Below are 16,626 nucleotides of genomic sequence, written 5' to 3'. Positions count from 1 at the left end.
GAGGAACGCTGTACCAGGCCGCCTCGGTGGTACGGCGTCGTCGCGGGCGTGCAGAAGCGTGCGGCCCAACCCGACGGGAGGAGAACGAATGCTCAAGGCAAGAACTTCGATCACGATGCTGGCCCTTTCGATGCTCATGGCGACGACGGGGCTTTCATCGGCGGACGCGATCAAGATCGGCGTCAACCAGCCGCTCACGGGGCCGTTCGCGGCCTCCGGAACCTATATCGTCGACGGCGCCAAGATCGCCGTGGAGCAGATCAACGCCGCCGGCGGCGTGCTCGGCAACCCGATCGAGCTCGTGATCGAGGACAACAAGAGCAACCCGACCGAGGCCGCCGCTGTCGCCGAGAAGCTGATCGAGCGCGACAAGGTGCCGGTGATGATGGGCGCCTGGGGCTCCAGCCTGACGCTCGCCGCGATGCCGAAGCTGATGCAGTACGAAGTGCCGATGCTGGTCGAGACGTCGTCGTCGAGCAAGATCACCAAGCAGGGCAATCCCTACATCTTCCGCATCTCGCCGCCCTCCTTCGTCGAGGCGGCGCTGTTCAAGACGCTGCTGCCGGATCTCGGCATCAAGAAGGTCGACTTCCTGGCCATCAACAACGATTGGGGCCGCGGGACGATCACCGACTTCACGGCGATGTTCAAGGAGAACGGCGTCGACGTCAGCCTCTCCGAGATCATGGACCAGTCGGCGCAGGACATGAGCGCCCAGCTCTCCAAGATCAAGGCGTCTGACTCCGACACCATCATCGTCACCACCGCCGTCGAGCAGCTGACGCTGGTGCTGAAGCAGGCGGCGGCCCTCGGCATCACCAAGCGCATCATCACCACCGGCGGATCGCAGAACCCGGACCAGCTGATCGAGCAGGCCGGCTCCGCCGCCAACAACACGATGCACATGGTGTTCTTCGCGCCGTGGGAGCCGGACAAGACCCCGCATCCGGACCAGGCCAAGGCCTTCATCGACGCCTGGGCCAAGCAGGGCCATGGCAGCGCGGGCCTGACCGAGAGCTATCGCGGCTATGACGGCATCCACGTCATCAAGGCGGCGATCGAGAAGGCCGGCGCCGCCGATCCGAAGGCGATCCGCGAGGCGTTCTGGCAGATTTCGGTGCCGACGCTGAACGGCACCGTCACCTTCGTCAAGGACGGGCCCGAGGGTCGCGAGAGCGGCCAGTACATGGCGAACGGCACGCTGGTGAAGATCGTCGACGGCAAGGTCACCCTCGCCCACTGAGGTCTAAACCAACTCTTGAAGGCCCCGGACCTGCGCCGGGGCCTTTTTCGTTCACGCCCCGGTCGGCACAGCGAGGCTGGTCTTGATCCGGTCCATCACGACCAGCGTGCGGAAGCGCTTCACATTGTGGTTCTGGAAGAACAGTCGGCGGGTCAGCGCCTCATATTCGCCCATGCTGGCGACCGTGATGATCAGCACGAAATCCGCGTCGCCGGTGACGTAGTAGCATTGCTGCACCTCGGGCGCCTCCGAGAAGGCCTTCTTGGCGTCGTCGAGCAGGCCCATGCGCTCGCTCTCGACATGCACCTCCACCACGATGGTGATCGGGCGGCCGACGCGCGCGGGATCGACGCTGGCGATGTTGGCGGCGATGACGCCCTCCGCCTCCATGCGGCGGATGCGCCGGTGCACGGCGGCGGCGGAGAGATGCACCTGCTCGCCGATCAGCCGCTGCGGTGTGGTGTTGTCGCGTTGCAGGATTTCGAGAATGGCCAGGTCGAAGCGATCGAGCCCGCTGGCGGAGGAATCACTTTGCAAGACTGGGGCTCCACGCAAGAACGCTTCATGCAACGGCCTCGATTAGAGCGCAGATCCCGTCACAGCCGCAACAGAATTGCTCACACCGATATCGAGACGGGAAGGATAATCGGACACGCGCGACGGTTCATCGGCCGTGCGCATGGCGGTTCGCTGGAATTTTTCGAAAGACAAGATCGCCAGAAATCCAGCGAAGCGGGCGGGCCTACTTGGCGCCGCCCCGGCGCGGGCCGCTTCGCTCGAGAAGATCGTTCCGGAGCGCGAAGCAGTTCTTGTGATAGTGGATATCGGCTACGTAGATCGCGATGCCGTTGTCGTCGACCAGCACGAGCCGGCAATCCGCCGTCGGTTCGCCGAGGCCGATCTTGAGCAGGTCGGCCGTCTCCGGGCTGGCGACGCCGATGGTCAGGGTCTGATGGGCGTGGGCGATCGTGACATCCGCCATCTCGACGATCTTCGGCAGCGCCGCCACGCTCATGAACTGCTTGCCGCCCTTGTCGAAGATCGACCGGGCCAGGTGCAGGTTGACCACCGAGAACGGCTCGTTGTCGTTGTACTGGACGCTGCGCAGGAAGACGTAGCTGTCGGCGAGGGTGCCCTCGCCTTCCGAAAGATCCGGATTGGCGGCGATCTCCTCGATATGGACGCGCTTCAGCACATTGTCCTTGATCGACGAGACCATTGTGTCGAAATCATTGGCGAGATTGAGCCAGCGATTGTGCTTCGGCTTGCCGGACACGAAGGTCCCGCGACCCTGCTGGGCGTTGAGGAGGCCTTCCTCGCGCAGAAGTTCGATCGCCTGGCGGATGGTGACGCGGGCGACCGCGAACTCCTGCTCCAGCTCTTCCAGCGTCGAGATCTTGTCGCCTTCCACCCAGTGGCCCGTGTCGATGCGCTGTCGCATCACGGACGCGACCTGGATGTAGAGAGGCACGCGGCTGCGGTCGTAGATCGAAGTGAGTTTGCTCATAATACCAACATACGGCAGATGGGCCTATTTTACCAGCGCAACCCCGACCTTTCCGCGCAGACCGATCGGTCCCCCGGCAGCGGCGAGCTGTCGGGACCGAAGCAAGCTTGCGCGAGTCCGATCATCCCCACAACCTCGATACGTCCAGCCGGCCCCTACGGCAACCCCTGAGGTCGCCGCCACCGATGCGGATGAGGGCAACTTCCCTCCCCTGCCCGCGCGCGACTGTTAGCGACGACCGAACAGCGCGGCAAAGAAGCGCTTCAGCCGGCCGAGGATGACGGAGGAGACGAGCGAGCCCGCGTCGAGTTCGGTCACCACCGGCGGCGCCGAGGCGCCCGGCTCCCCGCCGCCGGCCTGATGCGCCAGCTTCGCCTCCAGATTCTGGACGAAGGCGGCGATCAGCCGTCCGGCGACGTCCTGCACCAGCCCCGAGCGGCCGAACTGCGCGAGCACGCCGGTCAGCGTGTAGCCGATGCTGACGTCGACCCGCGTCTCGCCCGGCTTGTCGCCGGGCTTCACGGCATAGCCGATCAGGCCGCGCGTGGCGGAATTGCTGCGCTTGTCCTTGCCGGCGCCGTTGATCGTGCCGGTCTTGGTCGCGTCGTCGCGGCTGACATCGGCGACACCCTGGAACTCGGCCGAGATGGGCCCGACCTTGATGCGGATCTGGCCCTCGACATGGCCATCGACCGGCTCGCCGGCGAGCGAGGCTCCGGGCAGGCAGGACGCGACCTCGCCGATACGGTCGAAGAACGCCCAGACGTCCTCGACGGGATGGCCGACGACAAAGCTCTCGGTGAAGGTCGTCTGCGGCTTCCAGTCGGCCTCCTGCCGGGCCGGCGCGGCGGCCTTTGTCTCCGCCCTCACCTCGGATTTCGCGACCGTCAGCGCGGGACGTTTTGTCGAGGCGGAGCCTGCCTGCGTCGCCGCGGCGGCGTGGCCGGATCCGGCCGGGCCGAGCGTCGTGCGGTGCTCGCCGCCGGGGATGGCGGCGATCCCGCGCGCGCGGCGGGCCGAGATCACCCCCTGGATGGCGCGGACGATGCCGACATAGCCGGTGCAGCGGCAGAGATTGCCGCTCATCGCCACGCGGATCTCGTGCTCGGTGGGATCATCCATGCGCAGCACGACGTCGCGCGCCGAGACGATCATGCCGGGCGTGCAATAGCCGCACTGAAGACCGTGTTCCCTAGTGAAGGCGGCGCGCAGCTCGGTCGCGACCTCGTCCGCGTCGAGCCCCTCGACGGTGGTGACGTCGGCCTGCTCGCAGGCGACCGCGAAGGTGATGCAGGAGCGCGTCGGCACGCCGTCGACGAGGATCGTGCAGGCGCCGCAGACGCCGTGCTCGCAGCCGATATGGGTGCCGGTCAGGTTCTGGGTGTCGCGCAAGAAATCCGCGAGATGCATGCGCGGCTCGATCTCGGCGCGCGCCGGCTTGCCGTTTACCTTGAGGGTGACGGTGTTCATGCTGAAGTGGCTCGTTCGATGGCGCGACGGAGCGCGACGACATGGGTCTGGCGGTCGATCGGGTCGTCCATGCCGGCGGCGGCGACGGCCTCTTCGGCGGCGGCGCTGTCGAAGGCCTGGTCGAGCCGGGCGGCGGTGCCGTCGCCGAGGAGATGCCGCGCATCGGCGATGACGATCGGCCGGCTTTCCGTGGCGCCGATCACGACGCGGCTGACGCCGCGATCCGGATCCGCCAGGAACGCGCCGATCGCATGGGCGAACTCCCCGGTCTTGCGGCAGCTCTTGTAGTAGCCCCAGCGCGCCGAGCGGCCGAGCTTCGGCACCGTCACCGAGACGAGCATCTCGCCCTGCCGGAGATCGGCTTCGAGCGCGCCGAGCATGTAGTCCTCGACGGCGATCGTCCGCTCGCCGGAGGGCCCGCGCAGCGTGACGCGGGCGCCGATCGCCGAGAGCATGGAGATCCAGTCGGCCGACGGGTCTGCGTGGGTCAGGCTGCCGCCGACCGTGCCGCGATTGCGCACGGCGCGATAGGCGATGCCGTTGGCGACACGGGGCAGCGCCCCATGCGTCACGTCGGGCACGCGGCGATCCTCGATATCGGCGTGCGTGATGCACGCGCCGAAGACGATCGTATCGCCCTTGTCCGTCACCTGCTTCAATTCGTCGATCGCGGCGATGTCGACGAGGAGATCCGGCTGCACCAGCCGCATGTTGAGCATCGGGCCGAGCGACTGGCCGCCCGCCATCAGCTTCACGGTCGGGCCGTCCTCGGCGAGCAGCGCGAGCACCGCTCCGACATCGGCCGGCCGCGCATAGTCGAAATTGACCGGCTTCACGCGAATTCCCCCTGCTTCACCTGGCTGGCCTTCTTGGTCGTCTTGGCCGCCTGGATCGCCTCGAGCACGCGGCGCGGCGTCATCGGCGAGTGCAGCAACTCGGCGCCGAAGCGGCGGAGCGCATCGTTGACGGCGTTGCCGATCGCCGCCGGCGGCGCGATCGCCCCGCCCTCGCCGATGCCCTTGACGCCGAACTCCGTATAGGGCGCGAGCGTCTCCATATGGTCGAGCCGTGGCGCCGGCACCTCGGTCGGGCCGGGCAGCAGATAATCGGCGAAGGTCGAGGCGAGCGGCTGGCCCGAGGCGTCGAAATTCATCTCCTCGTAGAGCGCCGTGCCGATGCCCTGCGCCAGGCCGCCATAGATCTGGCCATCGACGACCATCGGATTGATCAGCTGGCCGCCATCCTCGACGATCACGTAGTCGAGGATCTCGATGTCGCCCATCTCGGGATCGACGGCGACGACCACGGCATGCGCGGCATAGCTGAAGGTGCCGGAATCGCGCACCGGCTTGAAGCCGATGGTCGATTCCAGACCGCGCGGATCGACCGAGGCCGGCAGGTCCTGCGGACGGCGATACCAGGTGTAGGCGACCGTCTCGAGGCTGACGCTGCCATTCGGGCCGACGACATGGCCATCGACCAGCTTCACGTCGGCGACGTCGGCCTGCAGCAGATGTGCGCCGATGCCCTTGGCGAGGCCGGCGACCTCGCGGGCCGCGGTCGCGACCGCGCCGCCGGCCATCACGGCGCAGCGCGAGCCCCAGCTTCCGGTCGAGTACGGAGTGTATTCGGTGTCGCCATGTACGAGCTTGATCCTGGCGATGTCGATGCCGAGGATCTCGTGCGCCACCTGCGGCAGCGTCGTCTCCATGCTCTGGCCGTGCGAATGCACGCCGACGCGGAGTTCGAGGCCGCCATCCGGCGTCATGCGTGCCGTTGCCTGCTCATGGCCGGGGACCATGGGAATGCCCCAGCCGGCATAGACCGAGGTGCCATGCGCGCCCTGCTCGCAATAGATCGAATGGCCGATGCCGATCAGCCGCCCGTCCGGCTCGCCGCGCCGCTGGCGCTCGCGGATGCCGGAGAGGTCGATCGCCGCGATGGCCCGGTTCAACGCCTCGGGATAATCGCCTGAGTCAAAATGCTTGCGGGTGATGTTGTCGAACGGCATCTGCTCCGGCTGGACGAGGTTCTTCAGCCTGACCTCATGCGGCTCGATCCCCGCCTCGCGGGCGATGGCGTCGAGCACCAGCTCCAGCGCATAACAGACGCCGGTCCGCGCCACGCCGCGATAGGGCAGGATCGGGCACTTGTTGGTCGAGACCGACCAGGTCCGGCAGCGATAGGACGGGAAATCATACGGGCCCGGCAGGATGCTGGCGATCTGCGCCGCCTCCAGGCAGGCCGAGAACGGATAGGACGAGTAAGCGCCGGAATCGACGGTCGCCTCGCACTCGATGCCGCGCAGCTTGCCGTCGCGGTCGGCATAGCCGGTGATGACGTAGTGGTGCTCGCGGCAATTCGCGCCGGCGGTCAGATGCTCGCGGCGATCCTCGATCCAGCGGACGGGATGGTCGAGCTTCATGGCGAGGAAGGCGAGGCAGATGTCCTCCGGCAGCAGGATGCCCTTGTAGCCGAAGCCGCCGCCGACATCCGGCGAGACGATGCGGACCTGGCCCTGGTCGAGGCCGAGGCATTCGGCAAGCCCGGTGCGGACGATGTGCGGCATCTGGCTGCCGGTATGGAGCACGAGCTGCTCCAGCCGCTTGTCCCAATAGGCGACGGTGCCGCGCCCTTCCATCGGCGCCATCGACTGGCGGGCGGTCGAGATCTCGCGCGTCACCTTGATTGGGGCGTCGTAGGCCGCCTCCATGTTGACGTCGACGAAGGTCTCGAGAAAGACGTTGTCGCCCCAATGCTCATGCACCAGCGCGGCGCCCGGCTTCCGGGCCTCGATCATGTCGTGCAGGGCCGGCAGTTCGTCGAGGTCGAGCTCGACGGTCGCGGCGATATCCTCCGCCTCGGCCCGGGTCGCGCCGACGCAGACGGCGATCAGCTCGCCGACCTGGCGCACCTTCTCATAGGCCAGAACCGGCTGCTCGGAGACCTTGAAGCCGGCGAGGCCCGAGACGGCGACGATCGGCTTCACGCCCTCGAGGTCGCCCGCGACATAGACCCGGTCGCGCATCTCGTCCGGAACGCGGACGCCGGCGATGCGGGCATGGGCCAGCGGCGAGCGCACGAAGGCGACGTCCTTCATCCCCGGCAGCCGCAGGTCGGCGACATACTGGCCGCGCCCGCGCAGGAAACGGTCGTCCTCCTTGCGGAGCATGGAAGCGCCGACACCCTGTTTCTTCATTTGGATCCTCCCGTTGCGGTGGCCCCCAGCGCCGGCGGTCGGATGCCGGCGGCTGTCCTCTCGGACCGTCCGCAAACGCTAGCTCATCTTATTTTTGGAATGATAGCAAGACTATTGTGCCTGCCGTCCGAATGCCGGCCGCTTGCCGGGTCTGAGAACGGGAGGCGGCTCTCGCCTGGAGAGCCGCTGGTGGCGCCGGAGCCGGCGCCACCGCTCGCGCGGGCTAGGCCAGTTTGACCTCGGCGCCCAGCTGCATCAACGACTGCTTCGCGTCTCCGAACAGCATAGACGTCTTTGGCGCCACGAAGAGATCGTTTTCGACGCCGGAGAAGCCGGCGCCCTTGCCGCGCTTCAGCACGATGACGCTGGTCGCCTCGGAGACGTTCAGGATCGGCATGCCGTAGATCGGCGAGCTCTTGTTGGTGCGCGCCGCCGGATTGACGACGTCGTTGGCGCCGACGACGAGCGCGACGTCGGTGCCGGCGAAGCGCTCGTTGATGTCCTCCATGTCGATCAGCTTGTCGTAGGAGATGCCCGCCTCGGCCAGCAGGACGTTCATGTGCCCCGGCATGCGGCCGGCGACCGGATGGATGGCGAAGCGGACGTCGACGCCGCGCTTCTCCAGCAGATCCACCAGCTCGCGCGCCTGGTGCTGCGCCTGCGCCACGGCGAGGCCGTAGCCCGGCACGATGATGACGCGGTTGGCGAAGGCGAGGCGGAGCGCCGCGTCGTCGACCTGGATCGCCGTCATATCGCCGGAGGCTCCGGAAGCCGCGGCCTCGTCGGGACCGCCCGCCGAACCGAAGGCGCCGAACAGCACGTTGGCGAAGGAGCGGTTCATCGCCTTGCTCATGGCGACCGAGAGGATGAAGCCGCTGGCGCCGTCCAGCGCGCCGACGACGATCAGCACGTTGTTGTCGAGGGCGAAGCCCGTCGCTACCGCGGCAAGGCCGGCATAGGCATTGAGCAGCGAGACCACCACCGGCATGTCGGCGCCGCCGATCGGCATGACGATCAATATACCGACGATGAGGCCGATCGCGCAGATCGCCGCGAAGACCCAGACGTCATACGGGAACAGCACCACCCAGACCAAGCCGGCGACGCCGAGGGCGAAGAGGGCCAGGTTGAAGTAGTTCTGGAGGGGGAAGGTGATCGGCCGGCCGGGCAGCAGCTCCTGCAGCTTGCCGAAGGCCATCAGGCTTCCCGTCACCGTCAGCGCGCCGAGCAGCACCTCGAAACCGAGCGCCGTCATGACGCCGCGGGTCAGGCTCTGCTCGTGATAGAGATGCGCATATTCGCCGATGCCGACGAGGGTCGCGGCCAGCGCGCCAAAGGCGTGGCTGAAGGCGATGCGCTGCGGCATGGCCGTCATCGGCACCCACATGCCGAGCGGGTAGCCGATCAGCGCGCCGACGGCGGCGCCGATCAGGATCCACTCATAGGTGACGATGCGGGCATGGAGCAGCGTCGCCGCGACGGCGATCAGCATGCCGAAGGCGGCGAGCTGCATGCCGCGCCGCGCCGTATCGGGACGGCTCAGCGAGCGCAGCGCGAAGATGAAGAGGACCGAGGCCAGCAGGTAGGAAAGCTGGATGACAATGTCGATCAATGGACCCTAGCGCTCGCGCGCTCCTCCTGCTTGGCGGCCTTGGCCTTGTCGAACATGGCGAGCATGCGATCGGTGATCAGGAAGCCGCCGACGACGTTGGCCATGGCGCAGCCCACCGCGATGGTGCCGAGCACGGTGCTGAGCACGCTCTGGTTGGCGCCGGCGAGCACGATCGAGGCGACGAGCGAGATGCCGGAAATGGCATTGGTCGCGGCCATCAGCGGCGTGTGCAGCAGCGGCGGCACGCGGGTGATGGCCTGGAAGCCGACAAAGCCGGCGAGGACGAAGACGAAGAGCTGGATGACGGCCGTGGACGTCATGATGATCCTCCGGAGGATGGCCGACCGTCGGCGACGGCGGCGCAAGGGAAGGCATTCCCCCGCGATGGCTCGCGGGGGCTGCGCCGGACGACGACGCCCGGTGCTCGATGTGAAAAGGTCCGTTAGACGCTGGCGGCGCGCGCCGCGTCAGCTCGCGAGCGCGTTGGCGAAGGCCGGGTGCACGATCTGCCCTCCCCGCGTCAGATTGGTGCTCTTGATCAGATCGTCGTCCCAGTTGACGGCGAGATCCGCCGTGCGCTGGTCGACCAGCGTCGAGACGAAGGAATAGAGGTTTCGCGCATAGAGGTTCGACGCGGTGGCGGCGACCTTCAGCACGCTGGAATTGCCGAGGATCTTGACGCCGTTCGCCGTGGTCACGACCTCGCCCGCCTTGGCGCCCTCGACATTGCCGCCGCGCTCGACGGCGAGATCGACGATCACCGATCCGGCGCGCATCGGCTCGATCATCGCGGCGGTGATCAGGATCGGCGCGGCGCGGCCGGGGATCAGAGCCGTGGTGATGACGATGTCCTGGCGGCGCAGATGCTCGCTGACCAGCTCCGCCTGCTTGGCCTGGTAGGCCTTCGACATCTCCTTGGCGTAGCCGCCGGCGGCCTCGGCCTTCTTGAACTCCTCGTCCTCGACAGCGATGAATTTCGCGCCGAGCGATTCAACCTGCTCGCGCGCGGCCGGGCGGACATCGGTCGCCGTGACCACGGCGCCGAGGCGACGCGCGGTGGCGATCGCCTGCAGGCCGGCGACGCCGGCGCCCATAATGAAGATCTGCGCGGCCGGAACGGTGCCCGCCGCTGTCATCATCATCGGCAGCGAGCGGGTATAGGCGGAAGAGGCGTCGATCACGGCGCGGTAGCCGGCGAGATTGGCCTGGCTCGACAGTACGTCCATGCTCTGCGCGCGAGTGATGCGCGGCATCAGCTCCATGGCGAAGGCCGAGACGCCGGCGCTCGCCATGACGTCGAGCGAGTCGGCCGGGCGATGCGGATCCATCGTGGCGATGACGATCGCGCCCGGCTTGCAGGCGCGGATGACGTCGGCCGAGGGCCGGTTGACCGACAGCACGATGTCGGCATGGCGAACCGTCGTGGCGGCGTCGGGCGCGACACGGGCACCGGCACGCTCGAACTCCTGATCGGAGAAGCCCGCGCCGTGTCCGGCGCCGCCCTGTACCAGGACCTTCCCGCCCAGCGTCTCGTATTTCTTCACCGTCTCCGGGGTGGCTGCCACCCGCGTGTCGGTCATCGTATCGGACAGAACCGCAATATGCATGGCCTCGTCTCCTGAACTGGCAAGACGGCAGAGCCGACAGCGTGCCCCCACGGTCATTTGCCCTGACATCGAGCCCACACTGCGCCCGACGCGATTCATAATCAACCTATTTATAGTAAGATAGAAACTATTGATGCCGAAATTATTCGCCGCCTCAGGGCGCAACCCAGGGGCGAGTCACGCGCAAAAAAAGAGGCATCGCCAGGCGATGCCTCTTCCCCTCCTCGAGCCGCTGCGGGTCGGCGGCCGTCAGGCCTTCGCGATCGGCTCGCTATTGCACCAGTCATAGATGCTGAGCGCCATCACCTTGATCGAGGTAAGGTAATCGTCGATCGAGACATATTCGTCATTGGCATGCATGACCGCCGTCGAGCCCGGTCCGAAGATCACGGTCGGCGTGTGGCCATATTCGTTCAGGAAGCGGGTATCCGCGGCGCCCTGGCGGCCGCTGATCACCGGCGTCTTGCCCGTCACCTCGGTATAGGTTCGGCACACCGTCTCGACGATGCCGTGGTCGCGCGGGATCTCGGACGCCTGCGCGTCATAGCCGACGAAGCGGACGACCGGCGGATGGTCCTTCATCCAGGGATCGTTCTTCGCCATCTCGGCGATCTTGTCGACGAGGCTCTGCTTGACGCCTTCATGGTCCTCGCCCGGCACGGTGCCAATGCTGCCCTTGAGCACGGCGCTGGCCGGGAAGGCGCTCGGATAGTTACCGGCCTGGAACGAGCCGATGATGCAAGGCAGCGAGTCGAGCGCGCTCGGATAGAGCGGATGCTTGACCGTCGCGACGCGGTGATCCTCCAGCTCCTGCACGGCCTTGACGACCTTGTTGCCGAGCTCGATGGCGCTGATGCCCATATAGCGCTGCTGGATGCCGGCCGGCTTGCCCTGCACGTCGATCTGGAACCAGATGCGACCGATGCAGGCAGGCTGGACGGCGAGATCGCTGGTCTCGCCCGAGATGCCGGCGTCGGCGGTGTAGCCGCGGATGACGGTATCGAGCGTGCCGTGGCCCGACACCTCCTCGTCGATGACGACGTTGATGTAGACGTCGCCCTTCAGATCGATGCCGGCTTCCTTCAGATACTGGACCGCCAGGATGTGGCTGGCGACGCCGCTCTTCATGTCGCAGGAGCCGCGGCCATAGATGCGGCCATCCTTGATGGCGGCCGACCACGGATCATCGCTCCAGCCCTCGCCATTGCCGACAGGGATGACGTCGGTATGGCCGTTCAGCAGCAGCGAGCGGCCGCCGCCGGTGCCCTTGCGGGTGGCGACGATGTTGGGGCGACCCTCATAGCCGCGATCGACCGGACGGTAGCCCGGATGCTTCTTCAGCTCTTCCCAGTCCGTCTCCCACATGTCGACGTCGAGGCCGATGCCGGTCATGTAGCCGGAGACGAACTCCTGGATCGCGGCCTCGTCGCCGGTGACGCTCGGAATGGCGACCATGTCCTGCAGGAAGCGGATCGCCGGGTCGCGGTTGGCGTCGATCGCGTCGATGATTTTCTGGCGGTTGGGATCGGTCATGAGACGTTCCGGATTGCTTCTGGATGGTGTTTCGGCGGCGAGAGGCCGCGCCGCCTCCCCTCCGGAGACGGCGCGGGCCTAAGCTCGGAGGCTCAGAGCGCCTTCAGACGCGGAATGATCTCGCGGGCGATCGTCTCGATCTGGTCCGTCTGGTACTTGTAGGGGACGAAGATGATCTTCTGGACGCCGGCGTCGATATGGGCGCGGAGCTGCTCGACGCACTCGTCGACCGAGCCCATGATGGCGCTCTCGCGGGTACAGTCGCTGTGCTCGGGGAAGTCCCATTCCTTGTTGAGCCAATCCATCATGTCGTCATGCACCGCCTCTTTGGACGGGCCGACCATGATCGGCAGCTGCGAGGCGTTCATGACCTTCGACGGGTCCTTACCGGCTTCCTTGGCGAAGCCGAGCACCTTGTCCCACGACTTCTTGAAGTCCTCGGCGCGGTAGAAATAGGTCAGCCAGCCGTCGCCGGTGGATCCCGCGCGCTTCAGCGCCGCATCGGCATAGCCGCCGATCAGGATCGGAAGCTGCGGTTGCGCGGGCTTCGGATACATCACCGCCTTCGACAGCTTGTAGTTCAGCTGCACGCCTGTGGTCTCGTCGTCGATCTTGTAGTCGCCGGTGACGAGATCCTCGGTCCACAGCCGGCGAATGATCTCGAGGTTCTGATCCATGATCTTGCCGCGCTTGCCGAAGGGCAGGCTCATGGCGTCGAACTCGCGCTTGTACCAGCCGGCGGCCATGCCCATGACCATGCGGCCGTTCGACAGCTGGTCCATCGACGAGAGCTGCTTGGCCAGCGCGACCGGGTTGCGCAGCGGCAGGACGAGAATGCCGGTGCCCATCTTGATGCGGGTTGTGCGGGCGGCGATGCCGGTCAGAGCGGTCAGCGAGTCGATGATCGGGAAGTTCGGGTCGACGCCGAGCAGCATGTGGTCCCAGACCCACACCGAGTCATAGCCGAGCTCCTCGACGCGGACGCCATAATCGACCAGCGCGCGGGCATCGGGCATGTTCGGATACGCGACGAAGTTGCGCGCGGCGATGCCGAACGTCTTGGACAGCATAGTCATTGAATTCCTCCCAATGAAAACTCAGATGAACATCCGCTCGGGGTCGATCGACCGGAGCGTTTCCAGTTCATGTTCGGTTGGCGGCTCGGTGATCGCGATCTGCTCGTCGAAGACGAGGTCGAAGCCGGTATTGTCCTGCACGTTCTCGCGGCTGACGCCGGGATTGAGCGCTAGCACCTTCATGCGGCGCGTCGTGTCGTCGAAGCCGAAGACGGCGAGCTCGGTGATGACGCGGAACATGCCGCCGGCCGGCAGGCCGCTCTCGGCGCGGCTGGTGCCGCCGCGGAGGAAGCCGGGGCTGGTGATGAAGTCGACCTTCTCGACGAAGCGGCGCTTCTCGTGCTTCATCGCCACGATCATGTTGGTGAGGCTCGATATGTCGTTGCCGCCGCCGGTTCCCGGCAGGCGCGTCTTCGGCACAGCCGGATCCCCGATGAAGGACGAGTTCAGATTGCCGAACTGGTCGATCTGGGCGCCACCCATGAAGCCGATGTCGACATAGCCGCGCTGCAGGAGCAGCAGCACGTCGGCGCTGCCGAGCACCATGTTGGCGCGCTTGGTGCAACGCTGGTCGTTAGTCGAGGGCGGCAGCTTGCCGGGCTCGACGAAGGCGCCGACGACGCCGCCCTCGAACAGGATGGTGAGGCCCGGGCAGCGCAGGCGCTGCGCCAGCGTCGCCGCCAGCAGCGGCGTGCCGACGCCGGCGAAGACCACCTGCCCGTCCTTCAACTGGCGGGCGCTCAGGATCGCGAGGATCTCGGCGGCGGTGTAGCGCGTCGTGTCAGTCATTGTAGATGCTCCGCCCCTTCTGGCTCGCGTCCAGGACCTCCTCCATGCCAATCAGCGAGAGGTATTCGTTCCAGGATTTCGGCGCGTAGAAGTAGCGCTCGAGATAGTCGCGCATGCCCTCGACCGGGTCGGAATTGACCTGACCGACATAGGCTTCCATGTGCTTCAGCATCGGCTCGTAGAGGCCGAAGCATTCATGCGGCGCGGAGCCATAGGGAACCTCGACGACCGCGTCGACGCAGAAGAACGGGATCTTGGTCTGGTCGGGCGCGCGGCGGATCTGGTCGTTGGATACGATGCGCTCCGTCGTCAGGATCACGCGGTTAGCGGCGAGCGCCAGGTCGATGTCCATGAACTGCAGGCCGTCGATCTGGGCGTTGCCATAGGCGTCGCAGCGCTGGACATGGATCAGCGCGACGTCGGGGTTGAGCGCCGGCACCAGCAGCAGCTTCTCGCCCGTGAACGGGCAGTCGATTGGCTTGGCCTCGGGGCGCTGATCCATGACACCGGAACCCAGCATCGAGCGGATCGGCAAAAACGGCACACCCATGCCGCCGGCGCGGAAGCGCATGCCGACCGCCATGTGGCTCCATTCCTCGTAGCGGGCCAGGCCCTGCTCGACATGGCGGCGCATGACCTTGGAAAGGCCCCAGAGAATGCCCTGCGCGAACCAGCTGGTGATGATGTGGTCGGAGACACCGGAGCCGAACAGGATGTCGCCATCCGTCGAGGTTATGGCCCGCGAGCAGGACAGGTTCTTGCGGCGCTGGCGGACCAGCTCCCAGATCATCGCCATCGGCGTGCGCGACATGGTGGAACCACCGATGCCGACCTTCATGCCGTCCTGCACGAAGGAGGCGGCCTCCTCCAAGGTCATGACCTTTTCGCGCAGACTGCGGTCGCGCTGGGACAGATTCTCCCTGAGCCTCTGATAGGGCTCTACCTGGGCGTTCAGCACACGCTCCTCCTTCCGCTGGCGGCCAGTGCCGCTTCTGCTAGTTCAGGCCGACTTCGGCGTTGAATTCGGTGATGAGCCGGTCCCAGGCGGGCACGGACGCGGCGATGTCCTTCCAGAAGGACTGCTCCCGGCGGCTGTCGAAATCCTCGACGTTGACGCCCTGCTGCTCGACCCAGGTGTAGTAGCCGAGGTTGAAGACGCGCCGCCGTCCCGGCTGGCCGAGTTCGAGGACGTTCTCGTCCGAGAGTTCGGTAAGGCAGGATGCGAAGATCCCGCCCGCATCGGCCGAGGAAAATCCGCCGGGATAGAACTTGCGCTCGGCGCCGCCGAGTTCGGTGCCGTAGAGCCGCGCGCTGTCCGTCGCGATCGTCATGACGACGTCGTCGGGGCCGTAGTCCATGTAGCGCGCCAGCTTGATCGAGGCGGCAATGTTGGCGAGGCCGGAAATGCCGATCTCGGCGAAGGCAGCGACGAGATCGCCGTCGAGATCCGGCCGCGCGGCCAGATAGGACCTGCCCGCATCCGTGTTGAACAAGAGGTTGAGCTTGTCGCTGACCCGGTCCGAGACCGCGATGACGAAATCCGTGTTCATCATGTTGTGGATCAGCGGGATGTGCTTGTCGCCGATACCCTGGATGTTGTGCTCGCCATAGCCGTTCTCCAGCATGGTCGGGCATTCGAGCGCCTCGACGGCGGCGATCCGCGTGCCAAACACTTCCTTCAGATGGTCGCCGGCCGCGATCGTGCCGGCCGAGCCGGTCGCCGAGACGAAGGCGGAAAGCCGCGCGTCGCTGCGCTTCGCCTGCACGTCGGCGAACACCCGCTCGCAGGCGATGCCGGTGCAGGCGTAATGCGCCATGTAGTTCGAGAAGGCCGAGAACTGGTTGAGGATGACGTTCTCGTCGCTCGCCGCCAGTTCGTGGCACTTGTCGTAGATTTCCTTGACGTTGCTCTCGGTGCCGGGTGTGCGGATGATGTGCGCGGGGTCGGCGACCCAGCGCTCCAGCCATTCATAGCGCTCGCGGCTCATGCCCTCCGGCAGCACGGCGATGCCGTCGCAGCCGAGGATGCGCGAGACCGCGACGCCGCCCCGGCAATAATTGCCTGTCGACGGCCAGACAGCGCGGTTGCGGTCGGGATCGAACTCACCCGTCACGAGGCGCGTCACCAGCCCGGCATAGGCCGGCAGCACCTTGTGCGCGCCGATCATCGGAAAGCGCGAACCGAGCAGGACGACGATCGGCGCGGCGACGCCGGTCAGCGCCGGCGGCAGAACGACATGGGCCGGCACGTCGACGCGGCCGCGTCGGTCGGCAGCGTTGTACCAGTGCACGCGCCAGAGGTTTTCAGCGGCGGGCGCGTCGGGATCGACCTCGGCGAGGCGCGCCTCGATAGGAGCGGGAACCGGTTCCTGGCCGGAAAGCTGGGCGAAGGTCGGCAGCACGATGCCCCGGCTGCGCGCCCGCTCGATGGCGGCGCGGCGCCCTTCCCCATCCATAATCTCTGGCCTGGCGACGAGACCCGCCACGACATCCGCCATTTCCGAAAGCTCCCCGCCCCCTGCTCACCGTCACTGCCGACGGTCAAAAGAGGCTATCATACTAATGTTAGTACTACTATCCCATGGCGTGA

General features: G+C 66.5%; 14 protein-coding genes. 1 reads left to right on the top strand and 13 read right to left on the bottom strand.

Annotation, left to right across the window (positions count from 1 at the left end; all coding sequences use genetic code 11):
• Window positions 1-115: 115 nt before the first annotated feature.
• A complete protein-coding gene (locus AC6HZP_RS10615; protein WP_497526782.1) occupies window positions 116-1,243 on the top strand; it encodes an ABC transporter substrate-binding protein in 1,128 nt (375 codons plus the stop codon).
• Window positions 1,244-1,294: 51 nt separating this feature from the next.
• On the opposite strand, the gene AC6HZP_RS10610 is transcribed toward AC6HZP_RS10615, so the two are convergent.
• The 13 genes from AC6HZP_RS10610 to AC6HZP_RS10550 all read right to left on the bottom strand — a co-directional run bounded on the left by AC6HZP_RS10610 (window position 1,295) and on the right by AC6HZP_RS10550 (window position 16,534).
• The gene (locus AC6HZP_RS10610) at window positions 1,295-1,780 is read right to left on the bottom strand and encodes an Lrp/AsnC family transcriptional regulator (RefSeq protein WP_201403526.1); all 486 of its coding nucleotides are present in this window, start codon (window positions 1,778-1,780) and stop codon (window positions 1,295-1,297) included.
• 205 nt (window positions 1,781-1,985) lie between these two features.
• Entirely contained in the window at window positions 1,986-2,750 is a 765-nt protein-coding gene (locus AC6HZP_RS10605) for a GntR family transcriptional regulator (protein WP_497526524.1), read from the bottom strand.
• Between the two features lie 228 nt (window positions 2,751-2,978).
• Window positions 2,979-4,220, bottom strand: a complete 1,242-nt coding sequence (locus tag AC6HZP_RS10600; protein ID WP_497526523.1) for a xanthine dehydrogenase family Fe-S subunit — start codon at window positions 4,218-4,220, stop codon at window positions 2,979-2,981.
• Complete coding sequence (locus tag AC6HZP_RS10595; RefSeq protein WP_497526522.1) at window positions 4,217-5,056, bottom strand: FAD binding domain-containing protein; 840 nt, start codon at window positions 5,054-5,056, stop codon at window positions 4,217-4,219. Before AC6HZP_RS10595 ends, AC6HZP_RS10600 begins: the two co-directional genes overlap by 4 nt.
• The gene (locus tag AC6HZP_RS10590) at window positions 5,053-7,419 is read right to left on the bottom strand and encodes a xanthine dehydrogenase family protein molybdopterin-binding subunit (protein WP_497526521.1); all 2,367 of its coding nucleotides are present in this window, start codon (window positions 7,417-7,419) and stop codon (window positions 5,053-5,055) included. The genes AC6HZP_RS10595 and AC6HZP_RS10590 overlap by 4 nt, the downstream gene beginning before the upstream one ends.
• A 223-nt stretch (window positions 7,420-7,642) precedes the next feature.
• On the bottom strand, window positions 7,643-9,031 hold the full coding sequence (locus AC6HZP_RS10585; protein ID WP_201403521.1) for an NAD(P)(+) transhydrogenase (Re/Si-specific) subunit beta: 1,389 nt from the start codon (window positions 9,029-9,031) through the stop codon (window positions 7,643-7,645).
• Window positions 9,028-9,351, bottom strand: a complete 324-nt coding sequence (locus AC6HZP_RS10580) for an NAD(P) transhydrogenase subunit alpha part 2 (RefSeq protein ID WP_201403520.1) — start codon at window positions 9,349-9,351, stop codon at window positions 9,028-9,030. The genes AC6HZP_RS10585 and AC6HZP_RS10580 overlap by 4 nt, the downstream gene beginning before the upstream one ends.
• 147 nt (window positions 9,352-9,498) lie before the next feature.
• A complete protein-coding gene (locus tag AC6HZP_RS10575) occupies window positions 9,499-10,638 on the bottom strand; it encodes a Re/Si-specific NAD(P)(+) transhydrogenase subunit alpha (protein WP_497526520.1) in 1,140 nt (379 codons plus the stop codon).
• Window positions 10,639-10,887: 249 nt separating this feature from the next.
• Window positions 10,888-12,171, bottom strand: coding sequence for an ArgE/DapE family deacylase (locus tag AC6HZP_RS10570; RefSeq protein WP_201403518.1), 1,284 nt, complete (start codon window positions 12,169-12,171; stop codon window positions 10,888-10,890).
• Between the two features lie 92 nt (window positions 12,172-12,263).
• Entirely contained in the window at window positions 12,264-13,247 is a 984-nt protein-coding gene (locus tag AC6HZP_RS10565) for an LLM class flavin-dependent oxidoreductase (protein ID WP_497526519.1), read from the bottom strand.
• 21 nt (window positions 13,248-13,268) lie between these two features.
• The gene (locus AC6HZP_RS10560; protein WP_497526518.1) at window positions 13,269-14,036 is read right to left on the bottom strand and encodes a CoA-transferase subunit beta; all 768 of its coding nucleotides are present in this window, start codon (window positions 14,034-14,036) and stop codon (window positions 13,269-13,271) included.
• Complete coding sequence (locus AC6HZP_RS10555; RefSeq protein WP_497526517.1) at window positions 14,029-14,994, bottom strand: CoA transferase subunit A; 966 nt, start codon at window positions 14,992-14,994, stop codon at window positions 14,029-14,031. Before AC6HZP_RS10555 ends, AC6HZP_RS10560 begins: the two co-directional genes overlap by 8 nt.
• 37 nt (window positions 14,995-15,031) lie before the next feature.
• Window positions 15,032-16,534, bottom strand: coding sequence for a pyridoxal-phosphate dependent enzyme (locus tag AC6HZP_RS10550; RefSeq protein WP_497526516.1), 1,503 nt, complete (start codon window positions 16,532-16,534; stop codon window positions 15,032-15,034).
• Window positions 16,535-16,626 lie beyond the last annotated feature (92 nt).

Source organism: Kaistia sp. SLG-1, assembly GCF_059699055.1.
Note: the sequence above shows the minus strand (reverse complement) of the source record. Positions and strands in the feature narration are given on the sequence as shown.